The organism is Candidatus Thermokryptus mobilis (genome assembly GCF_900070205.1).
Lineage (GTDB): Bacteria > Bacteroidota > Ignavibacteria > Kryptoniales > Kryptoniaceae > Kryptonium > Kryptonium mobile.
Genome location: NZ_FAOO01000019.1, coordinates 1 through 19,827 on the forward strand (window position 1 = coordinate 1; position 19,827 = coordinate 19,827).

Sequence of the window (19,827 nt, forward strand, 5' to 3'; positions counted from 1 at the left end):
ATTTTATGGATTTCAATTAACTTTTTGAAAAAACATCTCAGCGCTTATGACTGATAAAAACTCGCTTCAAAATGTCTTCGTTGAAAAAAAAGCAAAGCAAAATTATGTCCGTGAGATGTTTGACGCAATTGCATATAGGTATGATTTTTTAAATCATCTTTTGAGCTTTGGGCTTGATTTTTATTGGCGATGGTTTGCGATTCGTAAGCTTGATCTAAAGGGTGGTGAAAAAATAATTGACACCGCTTGTGGAACTGGCGACTTTTCAATAATGGCTTCCAAAAGAAATCCGTCAATGATTTTCGGCGTTGATGTGTCTTTAAATATGCTTAAGATTTTTCGTCAAAAGGCGATGAAAAAAGGAATAAAGAAAATACATCTTGTCTGTGCTTCAGCTGAAAATTTGCCTTTTAAAAGCGAAGTGTTTGATGTTTGTCTTGTTGCTTTTGGAGTTAGAAATTTCTCCGATCTTGAAACAGGGCTTAGGGAAATTCACAGAGTGTTGAAAAACGGCGGGAAAATCGCTGTGCTTGAATTTTCTATGCCGAAACAACCATTTAAATTGTTTTATCTTTTTTACTTCCGAAGAATTCTCCCCTTTATCGGGAAACTTTTTTCAAAACATGAAAACGCTTACACTTACCTTCCTGAATCGGTTTTGAGATTCCCAGAGGGTGAGGAATTTGCAAAAATTTTAAATAATTGTGGATTTAAGCGAATTGAAATCCATCGCCTGACATTTGGCATCGTAACATTATATATCGGGGTCAAAAATTGATTTTTTAAGTTCAAAGAGTTAAATTTCAAATCAGAATTCCAAAGAAAAAGGAAACTTTATTGCGATTTTTCAAAAAAAGCAAGGGTGACGAGAGTGTGAGTGACTCATCATCAAAGGTCTCGTTGAAGTTATCCACGGATAGAAAAATTCAAGAGGAGCTAAAGAGAAGTGGAGAAATTCCAACGCATATAGCAATTATAATGGACGGTAACGGGAGATGGGCTAAAAGGAGAGGGCTTCCGAGAGTTGCTGGACATAGAGAAGGTGTTAAGTCAGTTCGTGATGTCGTTGAGGCATGTGCTCAACTTGGGGTTAAATATCTCACTTTGTTTGCTTTCTCAACTGAGAATTGGCGAAGACCTAAAGAGGAAATTGACACACTGATGAAGCTTCTAATAAGGACGCTTCGCTCTGAGACGGAAAAACTTCATAAAAATGACATCAAACTCATGGCAATTGGTGATATTGATTCTCTTCCGAAGGAAGTTCGTCAAGAATTAAGGGAGGCGATGGAGAAGACAAAAAATAATAAAAGAATGGTTCTGAATTTGGCGTTAAGTTATAGTGGAAGATGGGAGATAATTGAAGCGGTGAAAGAGATCGCAAAGGATGTGAAGAGAGGTAAAATTAAAGTTGAGGAAATAGATGATAAACTTTTTTCAAGTTATCTTAATACAGCTGGAATTCCAGACCCCGACCTTTTGATTAGAACGAGTGGCGAGCTTAGAATAAGTAATTTTTTACTTTGGCAGATCGCATATACTGAACTTTACATCACTGATTGTCTTTGGCCTGATTTTAGGAGAAAGCATTTATATGAAGCGATACGAGATTATCAGCGAAGAGAAAGAAGGTTTGGGATGATAAGTGAACAGATAAAAAAGAAAGGTTTGAACGGGAATGCGTAAATTTTTGATTTTACTTTTCACCCTCGTTTTAAGTTTATATTCGCAAAATCAAGAGGTTTATAAAATACTTGGAATATCTGTTGAGGGTAATGTTGTCGCTCAACCGTCGGTGATAATAGCAAATTCGGGATTAAAAGTTGGGGACGAGATAAGTTTTACAAGGGTTGGGAATAGTATAATCGCTGGGGATAAGATAAGGAACGCGATAAAGCAGCTTTGGGCTTTAAGGATTTTCAAGGATGTAAGGATTGAAATTGAAAATCAAGTTGGAGATGGGGTTTATCTTTTAATTAAAGTTGAGGAATACCCACGGCTTGATGATATAATAATTGAGGGGAATAAGGCGATTTCAGCGAAGGATATAAAGAACAAAATTAATCTTGTAAGGGGGCAAGTTATAGCGGAAAATAGATTGACATCCGTAAGGAATGAGATAAAGAAGGCATATGAAGAAAAGGGTTATTTCCTTGCTGATGTTAATTTTGAGGTGATACCGACGAAAGAGGGAAGGGCTAATTTAAAGTTAAAGATAAACGAGGGGAAAAAAGTTTCTGTAAGGAAGATAATTTTTGATGGTAATGTTAAGGTTAAAGATGGGGATTTAAAGGGGGCGATGAAGGATACGAAGGAAAAAAGATGGTGGATGTTTTGGAGGACAGCGAAGTTTGAGAGGAAAAAGTTTGAGGAGGATAAAAAGAAGTTAATTGAGTATTACAGGAAAAAGGGTTTTAAAGATGCCACGATTCTCTATGATTCCGTTTATACTGATGAAAAAAAAGAGGGGCTTTATATAACGATAAAGCTTCACGAAGGACCGCAATACAAAGTGAGAAATATAACTTGGGAAGGGAATACAGTTTTTGATGACAAGGTTTTAACTGAGCGACTTGATTTCAAGCCTGGGGATATTTATAACCGTGAGAAGTTTGAGAAAAATTTGTATGGGAACGATCAACAAACCGATGTCGCATCACTTTATCTTGATAATGGTTATTTAACGATGAACATGCAGCCGGAAGAAGTTAAAGTTGGTGAGGATACGATTGATATCATAATCCATGTTTATGAGGGAAAACAATTTAGGATCAGAAGGGTTGAGATAAAAGGGAATACCAAAACGAAGGATAGGGTGATAAGAAGGGAACTTTACACTGTGCCTGGTAAATTTTTCAGTAGAAGTGACATCATAAGAAGCATAAGGAATCTTGCTGTTTTGAATTACTTTAACCCGGAGAAATTGAAGCCGGATTATAAGATGGTTAGCGATTCAACGGTTGATTTGACTTATGAGGTGGAGGAAAAGTCAAGCGATACTTTCAATGCATCAGTCGGTTATAGCGCTTTTGGTTTACTTGGAAGTATAGGTGTTACCTTCAATAACTTTTCAATTTCTGAGCCATGGCGTGGCGGGGATGGACAAATGCTTAATTTTGAATGGGTTTTTGGAAGATATGATTACAGGACCTTTAGCCTTGGTTTTAGAGAACCTTGGTTTAAAGATACACCGACTTCAATTGGATTTAACATTGTTGATACAAGGTATGCTTTTACTTATGACCTAAGACAAACAGGGGGGTCGGTAAATTTAGGTAGAAGATTGAGATGGCCAGATGATTATTTCAGGGTGGATTATATGTTTAGATTTCAACTTTATAATGTTAGTGGAACAGGTGGATATTATAGGGAGGGCAAGTGGAGTCAGTTTAGTTTTACGCAAGTTATCTCAAGAAACAGCATAGACAATCCAATTTTCCCGACCATTGGTTCAAACTTTTCTCTCTCAACTGAGATTTCAGGTGGTCCGATACTTCCTGGTAATACTGATTATTTCAAAATTTATTTGAGTTCGGAGTGGTTTAGTAGGGTTTTTAATTGGAGCAAGCTTGTCTGGTATAATTCATTTGATTGGGGTTATGTGGATGGTTTTTATCGTGGTGCATTTATTCCGCCTATTGAGATGTTTTCAATGGGTGGGACTGGACTTGGTTATATAGCTGTTATACCTTTGCGAGGATATGAAGATATGTCAATTGGGACAACACCAAGTCGTGTGCCTGAGGGGAAAATTTTAATGAAATACACAACTGAGTTAAGATTTGGTGTCACTATGAATCCAATGCCAATTTACTTGCTTCTGTTTGCTGAAGCGGGAAACGCTTGGGCTAGGACAAGACAGGTTAATCTATTTGATTTGAAAAGGTCAATTGGTTTTGGTGTTCGTTTGCATATGCAGCCGATCGGATTGATTGGATTTGATTACGGTTATGGCTTTGATGATGTATTTCCTAAAGATGGAAAGCCGGATGGGTGGCACTTTCATTTCCAATTTGGGAGAGGTTTTTAATTCAAAAACTAAACTATGGAGAAATGATGAGGAAAAACTTTTTCGTCTTAGCATTAATTTTATTTTTCACTTCCGCTGTATTTGCTCAACAAGCAACGATAAGAATTGGTTATGTTGATTCCGGAGTTATACTCCAGCAACTTCCAGAAGCGCAGAAAATACAGAGGGAACTTGATAACCTTTTGCAGAAATATCAAAGTGAACTTGACAAGATGGTCAAGACATACCAGAGCAAACTTGATGAGTATCAGAAGAAAGAGGCGATGTTGAATCCGCAAGCAAAGGAAAGTATGCAGAGGGAAATAATGGAACTTGAACAGAAAATTTTTGAATACAGGAATCAAAAGCTCGGACCTCAAGGTGAGTTTGAACAGGAAAGAGAAAAGCGTCTTAAACCCTTAAGGGATAAGATAATTGATGCCATTGAGGAAGTTGCAAGGGAAGAGAAGTTAAATTTCGTTTTTGACAAGGCGGGGGATGTGATATTGCTTTACGCTGATAAGCAGTTTGATATAACTTTCAAAGTACTTGACAAATTAACAAGAGGGAGTAAATCTAAATGAAAAGATTTCTTCTGTTATTTGTTCTTGTGCTTTCATTGCCTTTATTTTCACAGGTGAAGGTGGGTTATGTTGATTCAGAAACGATAATGAAACAGCTTCCCGAGGCTCAGGAGGCGCAAAGGAAAATTGATGCACTTGTTCAACAATGGCAAGATGAACTCCAAAGGATGAAAGACGAATGGAAATCAAAATATGACGAGTATGAGAGGAGAAAACTTATATTGACGGATGAAGCGAGAGCGCAAATGGAAAGGGAACTTTCCGAGCTTGACAGAAAAATAGCCGAGTTTCAAATGCAAAAATTCGGTCCGGATGGTGAACTTTACCGGAAACAAGATGAGTTGATTAAACCGGTGCAGAGTAAAATTTTCAACGCAATAAAAGAAGTCGCACTTGAAGAGGGTTTTGATTTCGTTTTTGATAAAAGTGGAGAGATTTTGCTTTTGTACGCAAACGAAAAATATGACCTTACACAGAAAGTCCTAAATAAACTTTTGCAATTGCGATGAAATTGAAGGAAATCGCAAGTTATTTAAACTGTGAAATTGTGGGTGACGCTGATGTTGAAATTAATAAAGTTTCAGAAATTCAAAATGCCAGTAAAGGTGATATTACTTTCATAGCTAATCCCAAATATGAAAAGTTTTTTGAGACGACGAAAGCTTCGGCGGTTATAGTTGCGAAAAATTTTCAAAGGAGAAGGGATGATTTATCTTTGCTCCTCGTGGATGATCCGTATTATGCATTTGTGAAGGTGTTAAAAATTTTGAATCCGCCGTTGGAACTGCTTCCTCCTGGGATACATCAAACAGCGGTGGTTTCAAAAACGGCTGTTTTAGGTAAAAATGTTCGTATAGGTGCAAATGTCGTAATCGGTGAAAGGGTTAAAATCGGGGATAATTCAGTTATAATGCACGGGGTCGTCATCGGTGATGATGTTGAAATTGGTGGTGATGTCTTGATCTATCCAAATGTTACGGTTTATCATAAATGCAAAATTGGCAATCGTGTTATAATTCACTCTGGAACCGTGATTGGAAGTGATGGTTTTGGATTTGCCCCCAGACCTGACGGGACATATGAGAAAATCCCTCAGGTTGGTATAGTCGTGATTGAAGATGATGTTGAAATTGGTTCAAATTGTTCAATTGATCGTGCTACGCTTGGAGAGACGATTATAAAGCGAGGTGCTAAACTTGACAATTTAATTCAGATAGCTCACAATGTCGTAATAGGAGAGAATACAGTTATTGCTGCTCAGACGGGTATTGCTGGTAGCACAAGGATTGGAAAAAATTGTGTACTTGCCGGTCAAGTTGGCATTGTGGGTCATATAGAGATTGCTGACAGGACGACGATAGCAGCTCAATCAGGTGTTTCAAAATCAATAACCGAACCTGGAAAAGTTTATTTCGGATACCCAGCGCGTGAACATTCGCTTGCTTTAAGGATTGAGGGAGCGATAAGGCAGCTTCCGGAATTAATAAAGGAGTTTCGTGAATTAAAAACTAAAATTGAAAAATTAGTTTTGGGAGGTTGAAGATGTTAGTTCAGCAACAGACGATAAAAAAGCCGGTTTCTTTATCCGGGGTTGGTTTACACACAGGACAAAGGTGCACTATAACTTTTAAACCCGCACCGTCAAATTTTGGGATAAGGTTTAAAAGAATTGATCTCGGCGGTTCACCTGAAATTCCAGCACTTGTTGAATATGTGGTTGATGTCAGTCGTGGGACTACGCTTGGAATAGGTGAAGTTAGGGTCCACACCGTTGAGCATGTCCTTGCTGCTATAGCGGGGCTTCAAATTGATAATATATTGATTGAGCTTGATTCAATTGAGCCACCTGTTGGTGATGGCAGTGCGAAACCTTTTGTTGATGCTTTGCTTGAAGCTGGAATTGAAAAACAAGACGAGCCCAAAGATTATCTTATAATTGATCAAGCGATTCTTTATTCGGATGAAAGCAAAGGGGTTGACATCGCTGCTTTGCCATTGGATGATTTCAGGATAACGATTATGATTGATTATAAAAATCCAGCGCTTGGAAGCCAACACACCGGTTTATTTTCGCTTGAGAAAGAATTTGTCACAGAGTTTGCCCCGGCAAGGACATTTTGTTTCCTACACGAAGTTGAAATGCTTTACGAGCAGGGATTAATACGCGGTGGGAATCTTGATAATGCAATTGTGATTGTTGACAGGGAATTGTCGCGGGAGGAGATAGATAGATTGAGCAGGAAGTTTGGTTTAAATGAAGTTGTTTTTCTTGGTAGCAATGGTATTTTGAATAACAAACCACTTCGCTTTAAGAACGAGCCAGCAAGACATAAGCTTCTTGATTTACTTGGCGACCTTGCTCTTGTCGGGGCGCCGATGAGGGCTCAAATCCTTGCAGCAAGACCCGGGCATGCAAGCAATATTGAATTTGTGAGGAAGATAAGAAAACTTTATCTCCAGAAGAAGCTTGTAAAGAAGTATCAATTTGAGAAAAAGGAAGGGATTGTATTTGACATAAACGCAATTCAAAGAATTTTGCCACATAGGTATCCTTTTCTTTTCGTTGATAAAATAGTTGACTTTAAGATGGGTGAAAAGATAATCGGGGTGAAAAATGTCACGGGGAATGAATTTTTCTTTCAAGGACATTTCCCAGGGCATCCGATAATGCCTGGTGTTTTGATAATTGAAGGAATGGCTCAAACGGGCGGAATTTTGCTTTTGAATGGAGAGGAATCAATGGAAAATAGATATGTTTATTTCATGGCTATAAAAAATGCAAAGTTTAGGCGACCTGTTTTCCCTGGTGATACCTTGATATATGAAGTGGAGATGGTTGAAAGAAGAAGTAAGTATTGCACGATGTATGGTCGTGCCTATGTAGACAGCAAGCTTGTCGCAGAAGCTGAGATGATGGCTGCTATTGTTACAAAACCAGAATTTACATCAAATGAACAAACGATTGAAAAGGATTCATGAGCACATTTATTGATCCGAGGGCGGTTGTAAGCCCTTACGCAAAAATCGGGGAGAATGTAAAAATTGGTCCTTTCACAGTGATTGAAGACGATGTTATTATCGGGGATGGGACGGAAATAGGTTCAAATGTTTTTATAGGTAACGGGACGAGGATAGGGAAAAATTGCAAGATTTTTCATGGTGCATCCGTCGGTTCAATACCTCAGGACTTGAAGTTTAAGGGTGAAGATACAACGCTTGAGATAGGTGACAACACAATTATTCGTGAGTTTTGCACACTTAACAGAGGGACAGCACACTCTGGAAAGACAGTTATAGGAAGTAATTGCCTATTGATGGCTTATGTCCATGTGGCGCACGATTGCGTTATAGGGAACAATGTCATAATGGCTAATGCTGTAAACCTCGCAGGTCATGTAACGGTTGAAGATTATGTTATAATCGGTGGGCTTGTCCCGGTGCATCAATTCGTTCGGATTGGTCAACATTCAATAGTTGGAGGCGGATGGAGGGTCCCCAAAGATGTCCCACCTTATATAATGGCTGCGAGAGAACCGTTGAGATTTGAAGGGCTTAACATTGTCGGATTGAAAAGGAGAAATTTCCCAAAGGAGACAATTGAAAGGATTGAAAATGCTTATAGGGTAATTTATCAATCAAATCTCAATGTCTCACAAGCTTTGAAGAAGTTGAAAGATGAATTTGAACCAACACCTGAGATTCAAAACATCATTAATTTCATTGAGACAAGTCAGCGTGGAATTATAAGAGGACCTTATGACTGAAAAGTGGCTTTTTTTAAACACTGGCTTTAAGCCTGGAGATTTCAATATGAAATTTGACGAGTTTTTGGTTGATTTATTTTCAAAGGGGGAGATTCCACCTGTGTTAAGAGTTTACGGTTGGAAGCCGTATGCGATTTCAATCGGATATAATCAAAACATTGAAATTTTTGACATTGAAAAGATAAAAAGTTTTGGCTTTGACATAGTCCGAAGACCGACTGGGGGGAGGGCGATACTTCACGCCGAGGAATTAACATATTCCGTTGTGATGAACTCAAAAGGGAAAAGCGTGATTGAAATTTATAACCTTATAAGTGAAGCAATAGTTTCGGGGTTAAATCTCCTCGGTGTGGAAGTTGAACTTGAAATCTCAATGCCTGACTTTGTAAAATCCTATAAAGATTATCGCTCAATCCCGTGCTTTGCTATAACCTCAAAGTATGAAGTGAAATATAAAGGTCGCAAGCTTGTCGGAAGTGCACAGAGAAGATACGGTGATGTCGTTTTACAACACGGTTCAATTTTGATCGGTGATTTTCACAAGAAATTGCCGGAGTTTTTAAAAACAGATAAAGTTGAAATAATTGAAGAGATTAAGGGCGAAATTGAAAATAAGACGATTTGCCTTAACGAGATACTTGGTCGTGATGTGAGTTTTGATGAGGTCGCGGATGTGTTGCGAAGCGGGTTTGAAATGAGATTCGGTGCAAAGTTTGATAAAAAAGATTTTTTAAGCATATGAAGAAAGTTACGACCAAGAAATTACTTGAAATGAAGGAACGGGGTGAGAAAATAGCAATGCTGACAGCTTATGATTTTTTGATCGCAAAGTTACTTGATGAGGCAGGGATTGATGTCATACTTGTTGGTGATTCACTTGGGAATGTCTTCCAAGGACATGCGACGACATTGCCAGTGACGCTTGATGATATGATTTATCACACAAAGGCGGTTTGTAGGGGGGTTAAAAGAGCAATGGTCATCGTTGATATGCCATTTCTTTCTTATCAAGTTAGCATTGAGGAGGCGGTGAAAAATTGCGGTAGAGTTTTGAAAGAGACATGTGCAGAAGGCGTGAAGCTTGAGGGGGGAAGTGAAATAATTGAAGTTGTGAGCAAATTGACATCAATTGGAATCCCTGTTATGGGTCATCTCGGCTTGACACCACAGAGCATCCATAAGTTTGGTGGTTATGATGTTAGAGGTGTGGATGAGAGCGAGGCGAAAAAAATTTTAAATGATGCGATTGAACTTGAGAAAGCTGGTGCTTTTGCAATCGTGCTTGAAAAAATACCAGCTGAACTGGCGAAAAGGGTGACAGAGTCCGTCAAAATCCCAACCATTGGGATCGGAGCTGGTCCGCATTGCGATGGACAAGTTCTGGTGGTTTATGATATGCTTGGACTTTTTGAGGAGTTTAAGCCGAAATTTGTGCGAAGATATGCTGAACTTGCAAAAGTTATAAAAAGTGCGTTTGAAAATTATATCGCAGATGTCAAAAGTGGAAAATTCCCCGCCGAGGGCGAGTTTTATTGAAATGGAACTTATATTCTCAATTTTTTTGTTATATCCTTGTGAGAAAATTCAAAGATTAAGGCGAAAGTGAAAAGGTTTATCAACATAGTTGTGCTACTTGTTTTTCTGCTTGGGACGATTCCTTACTCCGTTATTTTAAAGGATTGCAAGATATTTGATATGGAAGACCTCCAAATGACATGTTATTGTGAGGCGGGTTTAGATGGGGGAGTTTATTTTAACAGCATTGAAAATCTTTGTTGCGAGACAAAAACATTTGAGAAAGGAAAGGTTAATGAATTTTCAATCTCAAAAGATGAAGTAGTCAAGGTAATTTCCACAAGTTTTATCCCTTCCGATTTTCTTCCAAAGTTTGAGCGTCCTATCAACTTTTCACTCTTTTATAGCTTCAAACCACTGCTGGGGTTAAAAATACCTTTGATGAATTGTTCCCTCCTCATTTAAAAATGTCCGCTTTTTCTTTTTAACTTATTTTTATTTTGCTTTAAAACAAATTCCGCTAAATAATTATGCGTTTAACCATCGGTGTTTTGGTCCTTATATTTTCATACTTTGCCTTTTCGCAGACGCTTGACGATTACATAAATCTGGCGCTTGAAAATAACCCAGAATTGAAATCTTACAAATTTCAAGTTGATGCATTAGAGAGAAGGATTAAACAGGTTGGCACACCATCTGACCCAATGTTGATGCTTGGGGTAGCAAACTTGCCGACGAATTTAAGCTTTGCGATGGATATGATGACGATGAAAGAAATTGGGATAAAACAAATGCTTATGTATCCGGGGAAGTATTCATTGATGAGTAAGATGGCGCAGAAGGATTATGAGATAGCAAGGGAAGTTTATGAGTTGAAGCGAATTGAGATGATCGCTGAGATTAAAATGCTTTATTTTGAGATTTATTATATGACAAGAGCAATTGAGATCACGAAAAGGTCAATAGATTTGCTTAGGGACTTTGTTAAGATAACATCAACTAGGTTTGCAACCGGGCAGGGGATTCAACAGGATGTTTTGAAAGCACAAGTTGAGCTTTCAAAGATGACGGATGAACTCATCCGTATGGAAAGAAAGAGAAAAGACCTTATAGCGAGGTTCAATGCCTTACTTTACAGGAAGCCGATGGATTCGGTTTATGTTCCCGAAGAGTTAAAATTGGTTGAGTTTTCCTTAGCCTATAATGAGATTGAAAGGATTGCATTTGAGAATAATCCTATGGTGATTGCGATGAGGAAGATGGTTGAGAAAGATAGGTTTATGAACGAGTTTGCAAGGAAAGAGTTGATACCTGATTTTGAGATCAGATTTTCATATGGTCAGCGTTCTGCGATTGAGCCGACAGGCGTTAAGGCGCTTGATATGTTAAGTTTTTCAATAGGGTTAAATTTACCTGTCTTTTTCTGGAGGAAGCAAAATTTAAAGGTTGAGGAGACAGCGATAGCTATAATGCAATCTGAGGCGAAGTTTTTATCCGTTAGAAACGAGATATCAAGGATGATCCAAGAAGCGCTCAATGAAATTGAGGAGAAAGCAAAGCTAATTGACCTTTACAAGAATGGTCTAATACCGCAGGCGACACAAAATTTAAACATTGGGCTTGTCGGTTATCAAGTTGGAAAAATTGACTTTATGACGCTTGTTGATAATTTCATGTCCCTTTACAAATATCAAATTCAGTATGAGAAAGTTTTCTCCGAATATCACGGCAAACTTGCTGAAATTGAAAAGCTGATTGGGAAAAGGATTTTTTAAAACAAAATGGAAATTTCAAAATGAAGTTTAAGTTGATGTTAACAGTTATTTTCATCGCACTTATTTCATCAATTGGTGGTTACTTGATTGGGAAAAAATTTCCAGGTAGAGAAGAAGGGCAATCAAAAACAGCAATTTTAAAATCGGAGAAAAAAATTCTTTACTATAAAGACCCGATGCATCCTTGGATAACGAGTGATAAGCCGGGGAAAGCACCGGATTGTGGTATGGACCTTGTCCCGGTTTACGAGGGAGAGGAGGAAGTAGAGGAGGGGGTAGTGAGGATTGACCCGGCTGTGGTTCAAAATATAGGTGTTAAAATTGAGCCAGTTAAGAGGATGAAGCTTACAAAGACGATAAGAACGATAGGCAGAGTTGATTATAATGAAAGGAAAATTGCTATGCTCACGACGAAGGTTTCCGGTTGGATTGAAAAGCTCTATGTTGATTATACTGGCAAGTTTGTCAGAAAGGGTGAGCCATTGTTTGAAATTTACAGCCCAGAGCTTGTAACTGCGCAAGAGGAATATCTCCAAGCGATAAATTACAAGCAAAGTGTCTCAAAGAGCAATGACCCGAATATAATTGAAGGTGCGAATCAACTTGTTGAAAGTGCAAAGAAGCGACTTCTTTACTGGGATATAACTGAGGAACAAATAACAGAACTTGAAAAAACGAAGCAGATTCGTAAGACATTGACGCTCTATTCCCCTGTTGACGGTGTAGTTGTTGAGAAAAATATCTTTCTTGGGATGAAAATTTCGCCAGGTATGAACTTGATGAAAATTGCTGATTTATCAAGCGTGTGGATTTATGCTGATATTTATCAATATGAGTTGCCTTGGGTCAAAGTTGGGGAAGATGCAGAGGTTGAGATTTCTTATATCCCGGGGAAAATTTTGATGGGCAAGGTAGTATATGTTTATCCGTTCCTTCAGCCGGAGACGAAAACTGTGAAGGTGCGACTTGAATTTGAAAACCCGGGTTATCTTCTGAAACCAGATATGTATGTAAATGTTAACATAAAATCAAAGGTTGCAATTGATGCTCTCGTTGTCCCGGAGCAGTCGGTTATAAGGACAGGGACCCGTGATATTGTTGTCGTGGCGCTTGGAGGAGGAAGGTTTAAATCAGTTGAGGTAAAGCTTGGTGTCCTTGCTGATGGTTATTATCAAGTCCTTGATGGTCTTCGTGAAAATGAGAACATAGTGATATCATCTCATTTCCTCATTGACTCCGAAAGCAATCTTAAGTCCGCACTCGCTCAATTGACACATCAACATGGTAGCTCAATGCTCCCAGAGGAGGGCAAACCGGATGGAAAAACGGAGGAGCATAAGGATCATAATATGGAGCATGAAAATCATATGGAAAAAGATAGTAAAGTAAAACAAGAAACTGTTGGAGAAGTTATTGACCCTGTTTGCGGGATGGAAGTTGAGCCGGATGAGGAACTTTCTTTCGTTTATAAGGGCAAAAAGTATTACTTCTGCATGAAGTCTGATATGGAGAAGTTCAAGGCAAATCCAGAGAAATATCTTAAACAAAAATAAAAGTTTTAGTTCAAATGCTTCAAAGAATAATTGAGTGGTCAGTAAACAATAAGTTTATCGTCGTGATAACCGTCATCTTCGCAATACTTGCGGGGATTTACTCAATTCAGACAATTCCGATAGATGCGATTCCTGATTTAAGTGATGTTCAGGTGATAATTTACACTCAGTATCCGGGGCAATCGCCTGAGATTGTTGAACAACAGATTACATACCCGCTTACGACTGCAATGGTTTCCGTTCCGAAGTCAAAGGTTGTGCGTGGGTATTCATTTTTTGGTTTTTCGCTTGTCTATGTGATTTTTGAGGATGGGACAGACCTTTATTGGGCGAGAAGTCGTGTGCTTGAGTATTTAAACTATGCAATGAATAAACTACCTAAGGGAGTTGTTCCAGCGCTTGGTCCAGATGCAACTGGTGTTGGATGGGTTTATATGTATGCTCTTGTATCGGATAAAAGGGATTTAAGCGAGCTTCGTTCAATTCAGGATTGGTATCTCAGGTATGCACTCACAAGCGTTGAAGGCGTGAGTGAGGTTGCAAGCATCGGTGGATATGTGAAAAATTACAGGATAACAATTGATCCGAATAAGCTCCTTGCTTACAACATACCGCTAAGTCAGGTGGTGATGGCGATTAAGCGAAGTAATAATGATGTCGGTGGTGAGGTAATAGAGATGGGTGAGATGGAGTATATGATTCGCGGGCTTGGATACATAAAGACAATTGAAGACATAAAGAAAATCCCAGTTGGGGTAAGTACATCTTCTGAGAAAATGGCAAAGGTTATGACACAAGCTCCTATGGCTGAGATGTCTGGAATTGGTATGGGAAGCGCAAATATGGGTTCGGAAATGCTTTCTTCACATGAGATAGTTTCACGGAATAGAATTTTTGGTGCCGGGACGCCGATTTATCTTGGTGATATAGCTACGATTTCTATTGAACCGATGATGAGGCGGGGAATTGCAGAGCTTAACGGTGAGGGTGAAGTTGTAGGTGGAATAATAGTGATGAGGCATGGTGAAAATGCTTTAAAAGTTATTGAAGGGGTGAAGAGAAAACTTGAAGAGTTGAAATCAGGATTGCCTGATGATGTTAAAATCATAACCGTTTATGATAGGTCTGAGCTGATTAAAAGGTCAATTGCAACTTTAAGAGAGAAACTGATTGAGGAGTCACTCATTGTTGCCCTTGTTTGTTTTTTGTTCTTATTTCATTTTACAAGTGGATTTGTAGCTATTTTCACGCTTCCGACGGCGATTTTGATTTCCTTTATCATAATGAAAATTCAGGGGATAAATGCTAACATAATGTCGCTTGGCGGTATCGCAGTTGCAATTGGCACTATGGTTGATGCTGCGATAATTATGATTGAAAATGCGCACAAACATCTTGAGCGTGATTCTGGCAAGAAAGACCACTGGAAGATAATACTTGACGCTTCAAAGGAGGTTGGTCCATCGCTTTTTTACTCTCTGCTCGTTATCACAGTTTCATTCCTTCCGGTCTTTGCACTTGAAGCACAGGAGGGGCGATTGTTCAAGCCACTTGCTTATACAAAGACATATTCAATGGCTGCAGCTGCAATTTTATCAATCACGATTGTCCCAATTCTGATGGGATATCTCATCAGGGGGAAGATTCCACCTGAGGAGAGAAATCCCATAAATAGATTTTTGATGAAGATTTATCATCCCGTTTTACATTTTGCTTTGAGGTTCAAGTGGCTTGTTATAGTGGCGACAGTGTTAATTCTTGCGTTGACTTATATTCCTTATTCAAAAATTGGTTCGGAATTTATGCCCCCGTTATGGGAAGGCGATCTTCTTTATATGCCGACGACTTTGCCTGGTATTTCAATCACGAAGGCGAGAGAAATTTTACAGCAGACGGATAAAATTATAAAGCAATTTCCTGAGGTTCATCATGTCTTCGGTAAAATTGGGAGGGCTGAGACAGCAACCGACCCGGCTGGTCTTGATATGATTGAGACAACAATAATGTTGAAGCCAGAAAAAGAATGGCGACCGGGGATGACACCTGAAAAACTTGTAAAAGAGATGGATAAAGCACTTCAAATCCCGGGTTTGTCAAATGCCTGGACTATGCCTATAAAAACTAGAATTGATATGCTTTCAACTGGGATAAGAACACCGGTAGGAATAAAGGTTGCCGGTCCAGATCTGAAAACACTTGAAGAGATAGGGAAAGAAATTGAAGCGGTGATAAGAAAAGTTCCTGGAACGGTTTCAGCTTATTCAGAAAGGATACTTGGTGGGAATTATGTTGACTTTAAAATCAAAAGAGAGGAGGCGGCAAGATATGGTTTAACTGTTGGAGATGTTCAAGATGTTATTATGACTGCAATTGGTGGGATGGAAATTACTACAACTGTTGAAGGGCTTGAACGTTATCCTGTTAGTATAAGGTATCCGAGAGAGTTAAGGGATAATATTGAGAATTTGAAACGAATTCTCGTTCCAACTCCAACAGGGGCGCAAGTTCCTTTAACTCAACTTGCAGATATTGAAATTAAAAAAGGTCCAATGGTAATCAGAAGCGAGGACACGAGACCAAATGTTTGGATCTATGTTGATTTTAGGGATTACGATGTCGGGACTTATGTGAGAATGGCACAACAGGCGGTAAAGGAAAATGTCAAACTTCCGCCCGGATACACGATCAGCTGGAGTGGTCAGTTTGAATATATGGAGAGAGCGAAACAGAAACTTTACTATATAATCCCGGCAACATTGCTTTTAATTTTCGTCATAATTTATCTCAACACGAAATCAGTTACAAAGGTGCTCATAGTTTTTCTCGCTGTGCCGTTTTCGCTTGTCGGAGCTATATGGCTTCTCTACATACTTGGTTATAATATGAGTGTTGCTGTATGGGTGGGAATAATAGCTCTTGCTGGGCTTGATGCTGAAACCGGTGTCGTAATGCTTCTTTATCTTGACCTTGCTTATGAGGAGTGGAAGAGAAAGGGGTTATTGAGGACAATTGATGACTTAAAAGAGGCAATTTATCATGGTGCTGTAAAAAGAGTGAGACCAAAGGCGATGACTGTTTTTACGATAATTGCTGGGCTTTTGCCTATAATGTGGAGTCACGGGACAGGTGCCGATGTGATGAAAAGAATTGCTGCACCAATGGTTGGTGGGGTTGTCACAAGTTTTATACTTGAGCTAATTGTTTATCCAGCGATTTATCTTATTTGGAGAAGCTGGAGCTTGAGAAAAGAGATTAAAACTGAGCAAATGGAGCGGGAATGAGAATGCGATTCTAACATCAGTGTGGGTTCTGCGGTGCGAATTGAAATTAAAAAACAAAAAGACAAATTAACATGAAAGACAAAATTTTTCTTTCGCTTCTTATCGGTATGATTCTCGCGGTTGGTTTAACCTTTGCACAACAGCAGAAAAGGGCAGAGGAAATTTTTAAGGATGCAAAAACCATTGATGAAATTTTAAATTACATCGTGGGTAATCACGGACTTATGATAAAACTTCTGGATAAGGCTATAGCTGACAAACACGCAAGAGATATGATGATGGATCGCCTCATGTCTTATGCTGAGAAGGACACTGCAATGGCTGAAAATATGTGTGAGATGATGATGGGCGGTAAAAACATGATGAGGATGATGAAAAAGATGATGCAGGGAAGGGAAAAGGAAGGGATGGAGAAGAAGGAACATATGCATTGATGCTTTTCTTGCATCCCTAATTGTTTTCCCCAGGGGTGCTGTTTTTTAAAAAGTAAAAGGGAGATTTAAAATGCTTAGAGACCCCGTTTGCGGAATGGAGGTAAATGAAAGTGAAGCCGTTTTTAAGGTTAGGTATAAAGGGAAGACATACTATTTTTGTTCTCTTTACTGTAAGGAAGAATTTGAAAAAGAGCCCGAGAGATACATTCAAGAAAGAGAGGAGGAATCCGATGAATAAGTTTAGATACCTCACTTTGTTGCTTTTTCTGCTCGCTTTATCATTTGCCTTGGTTTTTTCGCACGGGAAAGAAAGACATGGAAAAAAGGATTCTGTAAAAGTGCTTCAAAGTGATAGCAGTGTTGCGCAGATTGAGCCATACAGAATTGACTTGAAAATAACACTATTTGAGCATATTCATAACAAGATTATTCATTTCCCGATAGCTTTTGTCGTTGCAGGGTTTATATTTACTCTTCTGGGGTTTAAACGGCGTGAGATTTTAAACTTAGTTAGTGTTCTTGTTTTTCTTGCGGGATTGTTTGGCATTTTAGCATATTTGACAGGTGTTTCGCAGGGGTCCGCATTTGAAAATACATCAAAAGAATGGGTGGTTGAAACGCATAGGAATCTTGGGATAGCAACGGTGATTTCAATATGGGTGTGGTTTTTGTTCTTAAGTGTTAAGAAATTGAAAAAAATTTCCTGGGTTATAGGTGTAATTGCTTTAATTCTGGTTCTGATCGCTGGGTTTTACGGTGGCATTCTTGCACACGGTTGATTTCTCTTGATTTAGTCGTTAATGATAGAACGAAACAAATTAAAAGGAGGATAAGATGACTTATCAAAGAGTTCATCCCATAGCTCTTGGTGTTGGGCTTGGTTTTATTGAGGGTTTAGCGATATTTTTTGCAACCTTTGAGCAAAAGAATTTCATCACTGAAAGGTTGATAGCCGGTGAAGATGTTGACGATGTTATAATTGCGGTTAATCAAAACTTTGGTGTAAATACGGACGCAAACTTGAATTAAAATAAAAATGGAGGGAAACAATGTCTTTGAATTTCTGTCCAAGTTGTGGGAATAAAGTTAATTCTGAGGCGAATTTCTGTGTAAATTGTGGCTTTGAGCTCAAAGTTTTGCGAAGCAAAAGGGAAAAAATTTTAAATGAACGAAAAAACCGAGGAGCAAACAAAATTTATTCAATTATAATTCTGGCATCAATTGCTATATTTACGATCGTTATGCTTGCCAAGTCTATCCCATCTTATAAAAACCCGATCATAGAGGCTCAACCTAAGGTCATCTCAAGGGTTGATTATAGGGGGAAAAATCTTGAAATGTCTTATGTAGAGGCGAAAGTTAGGGATGGGAAAATTATCCTTCCACTTGATATTGTCATTGACAAAAAAGTTGCAAAATTTGCACTTGCCTTCTCCTCTGGGATGGCAGCGGAAACAACGCTGATTTTAACAATTTTAAACTCCGGTGACCATGTTGTAGCTTTTGATGACCTTTATGCTGAAACAGGGGCGTCATATTGACGCCCCGAAATTTTATTTTGTCCCGAACGGAAAAACAAATGAAACTCTCGGCTCAACTCTCTTTTGAACTTCATACTTAGTCCCATTGTCCGTTCTCACTGGCTTAAAAGTCCATTGATAAAACATGCTCACGATTATATATTTTACTGGCTTATATCCAACTTGTGCATACAGAAGCGAACGCTCATCAAGTTTAAAAGCATCTCTCAGATCTTTAATGTTTACCTTATCATATCCTGCATCAATGACAATTGTCGGTAAAACTTGAGGTATTTTGAGGTCAAAATGTAAAGTTCCGCTTTCTGGAGTTGCGTCAAGCTGTTGATAACTTCCAACGACTTGTAATTGCCCGAGAATTGTGAAAATCAACTCGCCGTAAGTTCCGGCTGTTTTTTTAGCGTTTTGCAACGCTATAAGTTTGCTCGTTGCGTTAACGGTGTCACGAAGGTTGAACCTTTCAATTTCATAGAAATAGTTAAAGTAGCTTGGCAGGAATTGGTCGCCGAAATTTCTTCTCTCAATTTTGGCGTTAATGTTTAAGATGCCAAGACCTTTAAAATCAAAAATCGTTCCATAAGCGATGCCACTGCCGTAGTTCAAGAACTTGACATAATCAAAGTAAAGGTCCCATCCAAAAATTTTTGTTCTAATTATTGGAAGTCCAATATCAAATCCAATTATGTCTGGTTTTTTGCCATCTCTGACTATTTTTCTTTGTATTGAGTCATAGCGTGCGAGTGCATCTTTATCAAAATCGGTTGCGTATGTTGCTCCAAGTTCAAGGTTTCCAATAACTGGGATTTCGCCAGCGGGTGTAAGCTTTAAAGGTCTGACGTATCCACGCACCCCGAAAACACCAACTCTTCTTAAGTCGCTTGTTACGGATTCAAATCCAAATTTTCCGAAGTCAACATCAAATTCAAGCCCGACCTTCCTATCATCGTAGCTTGCATTGTTTTTGTAGTAGTAAATTATCGTTCCGTGCCCAAGCCGAGCATAGTCAAGTGCTCCGATGCGAGCATAAAACGGGTCACCTTTTAAGCCGTATCTGACATATCTTATCGCCCTTAAAAAATCATAAAATTCATTCCAATCTTCGCTTCTTATTTTCCCATCGTTAACCCCAATCCTAAGGTTTACATCAAATCCGATTCCAAATTTTCCGAAGGCAAGTTCCGGGGAGATATTTAACAGATAATATGGTTTACCATCAAACCAAGATAAGCCAAGCCCTCCGGCGATTTCTCCACTTGTTTGAGGTCTTATTGGCTGTGTGTCCCTTTGAACTCTGCGTTGCGAAAGCACGGGGTTTAAAATTGATAATAAAAGGACGAAAATAATTAGCCGTTTCATTTTTTACCTCTTTTTTTA

The 19,827-nt window shown here is 38.8% G+C and carries 19 protein-coding genes and 2 pseudogenes; 20 read left to right on the forward strand and 1 reads right to left on the reverse strand.

Annotated elements, in window-relative coordinates:
- Nucleotides 1–46 precede the first annotated feature (46 nt).
- The 20 genes and pseudogenes from ubiE to FKZ43_RS11635 form a co-directional block, all read left to right on the forward strand.
- Nucleotides 47–778: a bifunctional demethylmenaquinone methyltransferase/2-methoxy-6-polyprenyl-1,4-benzoquinol methylase UbiE gene (ubiE, locus tag FKZ43_RS09835; RefSeq protein ID WP_140945721.1), complete on the forward strand. Its 732-nt coding sequence runs from the start codon at nt 47–49 to the stop codon at nt 776–778.
- A gap of 95 nt (nt 779–873) precedes the next feature.
- Complete coding sequence (gene uppS, locus FKZ43_RS09840; RefSeq protein WP_140945722.1) at nt 874–1,686, forward strand: undecaprenyl pyrophosphate synthase; 813 nt, start codon at nt 874–876, stop codon at nt 1,684–1,686.
- On the forward strand, nt 1,679–4,030 hold the full coding sequence (gene bamA, locus FKZ43_RS09845) for an outer membrane protein assembly factor BamA (RefSeq protein WP_140945723.1): 2,352 nt from the start codon (nt 1,679–1,681) through the stop codon (nt 4,028–4,030). The genes uppS and bamA overlap by 8 nt, the downstream gene beginning before the upstream one ends.
- 26 nt (nt 4,031–4,056) lie before the next feature.
- Nucleotides 4,057–4,593: an OmpH/Skp family outer membrane protein gene (locus tag FKZ43_RS09850; RefSeq protein ID WP_181180337.1), complete on the forward strand. Its 537-nt coding sequence runs from the start codon at nt 4,057–4,059 to the stop codon at nt 4,591–4,593.
- Nucleotides 4,590–5,102, forward strand: a complete 513-nt coding sequence (locus FKZ43_RS09855) for an OmpH/Skp family outer membrane protein (protein WP_140945725.1) — start codon at nt 4,590–4,592, stop codon at nt 5,100–5,102. Before FKZ43_RS09850 ends, FKZ43_RS09855 begins: the two co-directional genes overlap by 4 nt.
- A complete protein-coding gene (gene lpxD / locus FKZ43_RS09860) occupies nt 5,099–6,133 on the forward strand; it encodes a UDP-3-O-(3-hydroxymyristoyl)glucosamine N-acyltransferase (RefSeq protein WP_140945726.1) in 1,035 nt (344 codons plus the stop codon). Before FKZ43_RS09855 ends, lpxD begins: the two co-directional genes overlap by 4 nt.
- 2 nt (nt 6,134–6,135) lie before the next feature.
- Nucleotides 6,136–7,572: a bifunctional UDP-3-O-[3-hydroxymyristoyl] N-acetylglucosamine deacetylase/3-hydroxyacyl-ACP dehydratase gene (locus FKZ43_RS09865; protein ID WP_140945727.1), complete on the forward strand. Its 1,437-nt coding sequence runs from the start codon at nt 6,136–6,138 to the stop codon at nt 7,570–7,572.
- Nucleotides 7,569–8,357 (forward strand): acyl-ACP--UDP-N-acetylglucosamine O-acyltransferase, encoded by a 789-nt coding sequence (gene lpxA, locus FKZ43_RS09870; RefSeq protein ID WP_140945728.1) that lies wholly within the window; start codon nt 7,569–7,571, stop codon nt 8,355–8,357. The genes FKZ43_RS09865 and lpxA overlap by 4 nt, the downstream gene beginning before the upstream one ends.
- Nucleotides 8,358–8,403: 46 nt before the next feature.
- Nucleotides 8,404–9,099 (forward strand): lipoate--protein ligase family protein, encoded by a 696-nt coding sequence (locus tag FKZ43_RS09875; RefSeq protein ID WP_219916524.1) that lies wholly within the window; start codon nt 8,404–8,406, stop codon nt 9,097–9,099.
- The gene (gene panB, locus FKZ43_RS09880; protein WP_140945730.1) at nt 9,096–9,893 is read left to right on the forward strand and encodes a 3-methyl-2-oxobutanoate hydroxymethyltransferase; all 798 of its coding nucleotides are present in this window, start codon (nt 9,096–9,098) and stop codon (nt 9,891–9,893) included. The genes FKZ43_RS09875 and panB overlap by 4 nt, the downstream gene beginning before the upstream one ends.
- A gap of 66 nt (nt 9,894–9,959) precedes the next feature.
- Nucleotides 9,960–10,337: a hypothetical protein gene (locus tag FKZ43_RS09885; protein WP_140945731.1), complete on the forward strand. Its 378-nt coding sequence runs from the start codon at nt 9,960–9,962 to the stop codon at nt 10,335–10,337.
- 65 nt (nt 10,338–10,402) lie between these two features.
- Nucleotides 10,403–11,647 carry a TolC family protein gene (locus tag FKZ43_RS09890; protein ID WP_140945732.1) on the forward strand — a complete coding sequence of 415 codons (1,245 nt, stop codon included), beginning with the start codon at nt 10,403–10,405 and terminating at the stop codon, nt 11,645–11,647.
- Between the two features lie 20 nt (nt 11,648–11,667).
- Nucleotides 11,668–13,200: an efflux RND transporter periplasmic adaptor subunit gene (locus FKZ43_RS09895; protein ID WP_140945733.1), complete on the forward strand. Its 1,533-nt coding sequence runs from the start codon at nt 11,668–11,670 to the stop codon at nt 13,198–13,200.
- Between the two features lie 14 nt (nt 13,201–13,214).
- Nucleotides 13,215–16,481 (forward strand): efflux RND transporter permease subunit, encoded by a 3,267-nt coding sequence (locus FKZ43_RS09900; protein WP_140945734.1) that lies wholly within the window; start codon nt 13,215–13,217, stop codon nt 16,479–16,481.
- A gap of 71 nt (nt 16,482–16,552) precedes the next feature.
- Nucleotides 16,553–16,915, forward strand: coding sequence for a hypothetical protein (locus FKZ43_RS09905; RefSeq protein ID WP_140945735.1), 363 nt, complete (start codon nt 16,553–16,555; stop codon nt 16,913–16,915).
- A gap of 70 nt (nt 16,916–16,985) precedes the next feature.
- Nucleotides 16,986–17,153 (forward strand): YHS domain-containing protein, encoded by a 168-nt coding sequence (locus FKZ43_RS09910; protein ID WP_140945736.1) that lies wholly within the window; start codon nt 16,986–16,988, stop codon nt 17,151–17,153.
- The gene (locus tag FKZ43_RS09915) at nt 17,146–17,694 is read left to right on the forward strand and encodes a DUF2231 domain-containing protein (protein ID WP_140945737.1); all 549 of its coding nucleotides are present in this window, start codon (nt 17,146–17,148) and stop codon (nt 17,692–17,694) included. Before FKZ43_RS09910 ends, FKZ43_RS09915 begins: the two co-directional genes overlap by 8 nt.
- 55 nt (nt 17,695–17,749) lie before the next feature.
- The gene (locus tag FKZ43_RS09920) at nt 17,750–17,944 is read left to right on the forward strand and encodes a hypothetical protein (protein WP_140945738.1); all 195 of its coding nucleotides are present in this window, start codon (nt 17,750–17,752) and stop codon (nt 17,942–17,944) included.
- A gap of 20 nt (nt 17,945–17,964) precedes the next feature.
- Nucleotides 17,965–18,039 (forward strand): annotated as a pseudogene (locus tag FKZ43_RS11630) (zinc-ribbon domain-containing protein); the annotation flags it as partial.
- Between the two features lie 297 nt (nt 18,040–18,336).
- Nucleotides 18,337–18,441: pseudogene (locus FKZ43_RS11635) on the forward strand (PLP-dependent transferase); the annotation flags it as partial.
- 27 nt (nt 18,442–18,468) lie between these two features.
- Here FKZ43_RS11635 and FKZ43_RS09930 read toward each other — a convergent pair.
- Entirely contained in the window at nt 18,469–19,809 is a 1,341-nt protein-coding gene (locus FKZ43_RS09930; RefSeq protein WP_140945740.1) for a hypothetical protein, read from the reverse strand.
- Nucleotides 19,810–19,827 lie beyond the last annotated feature (18 nt).

Excerpts from the sequence above, each read along its gene's own strand:
- ubiE (WP_140945721.1), top strand. The coding sequence starts at position 47 with ATGACTGATAAAAACTCGCTTCAAAATGTCTTCGTTGAAAAAAAAGCA.
- FKZ43_RS09905 (WP_140945735.1), top strand. The coding sequence starts at position 16,553 with ATGAAAGACAAAATTTTTCTTTCGCTTCTTATCGGTATGATTCTCGCG.
- FKZ43_RS09890 (WP_140945732.1), top strand. The coding sequence starts at position 10,403 with ATGCGTTTAACCATCGGTGTTTTGGTCCTTATATTTTCATACTTTGCC.
- FKZ43_RS09875 (WP_219916524.1), top strand. The coding sequence starts at position 8,404 with ATGAAATTTGACGAGTTTTTGGTTGATTTATTTTCAAAGGGGGAGATT.
- FKZ43_RS09895 (WP_140945733.1), top strand. The coding sequence starts at position 11,668 with ATGAAGTTTAAGTTGATGTTAACAGTTATTTTCATCGCACTTATTTCA.
- FKZ43_RS09915 (WP_140945737.1), top strand. The coding sequence starts at position 17,146 with ATGAATAAGTTTAGATACCTCACTTTGTTGCTTTTTCTGCTCGCTTTA.
- FKZ43_RS09910 (WP_140945736.1), top strand. The coding sequence starts at position 16,986 with ATGCTTAGAGACCCCGTTTGCGGAATGGAGGTAAATGAAAGTGAAGCC.
- FKZ43_RS09865 (WP_140945727.1), top strand. The coding sequence starts at position 6,136 with ATGTTAGTTCAGCAACAGACGATAAAAAAGCCGGTTTCTTTATCCGGG.
- FKZ43_RS09920 (WP_140945738.1), top strand. The coding sequence starts at position 17,750 with ATGACTTATCAAAGAGTTCATCCCATAGCTCTTGGTGTTGGGCTTGGT.
- lpxD (WP_140945726.1), top strand. The coding sequence starts at position 5,099 with ATGAAATTGAAGGAAATCGCAAGTTATTTAAACTGTGAAATTGTGGGT.
- FKZ43_RS09850 (WP_181180337.1), top strand. The coding sequence starts at position 4,057 with ATGAGGAAAAACTTTTTCGTCTTAGCATTAATTTTATTTTTCACTTCC.
- FKZ43_RS09930 (WP_140945740.1), bottom strand. The coding sequence starts at position 19,809 with ATGAAACGGCTAATTATTTTCGTCCTTTTATTATCAATTTTAAACCCC.
- FKZ43_RS09855 (WP_140945725.1), top strand. The coding sequence starts at position 4,590 with ATGAAAAGATTTCTTCTGTTATTTGTTCTTGTGCTTTCATTGCCTTTA.
- panB (WP_140945730.1), top strand. The coding sequence starts at position 9,096 with ATGAAGAAAGTTACGACCAAGAAATTACTTGAAATGAAGGAACGGGGT.
- lpxA (WP_140945728.1), top strand. The coding sequence starts at position 7,569 with ATGAGCACATTTATTGATCCGAGGGCGGTTGTAAGCCCTTACGCAAAA.
- bamA (WP_140945723.1), top strand. The coding sequence starts at position 1,679 with ATGCGTAAATTTTTGATTTTACTTTTCACCCTCGTTTTAAGTTTATAT.
- FKZ43_RS09900 (WP_140945734.1), top strand. The coding sequence starts at position 13,215 with ATGCTTCAAAGAATAATTGAGTGGTCAGTAAACAATAAGTTTATCGTC.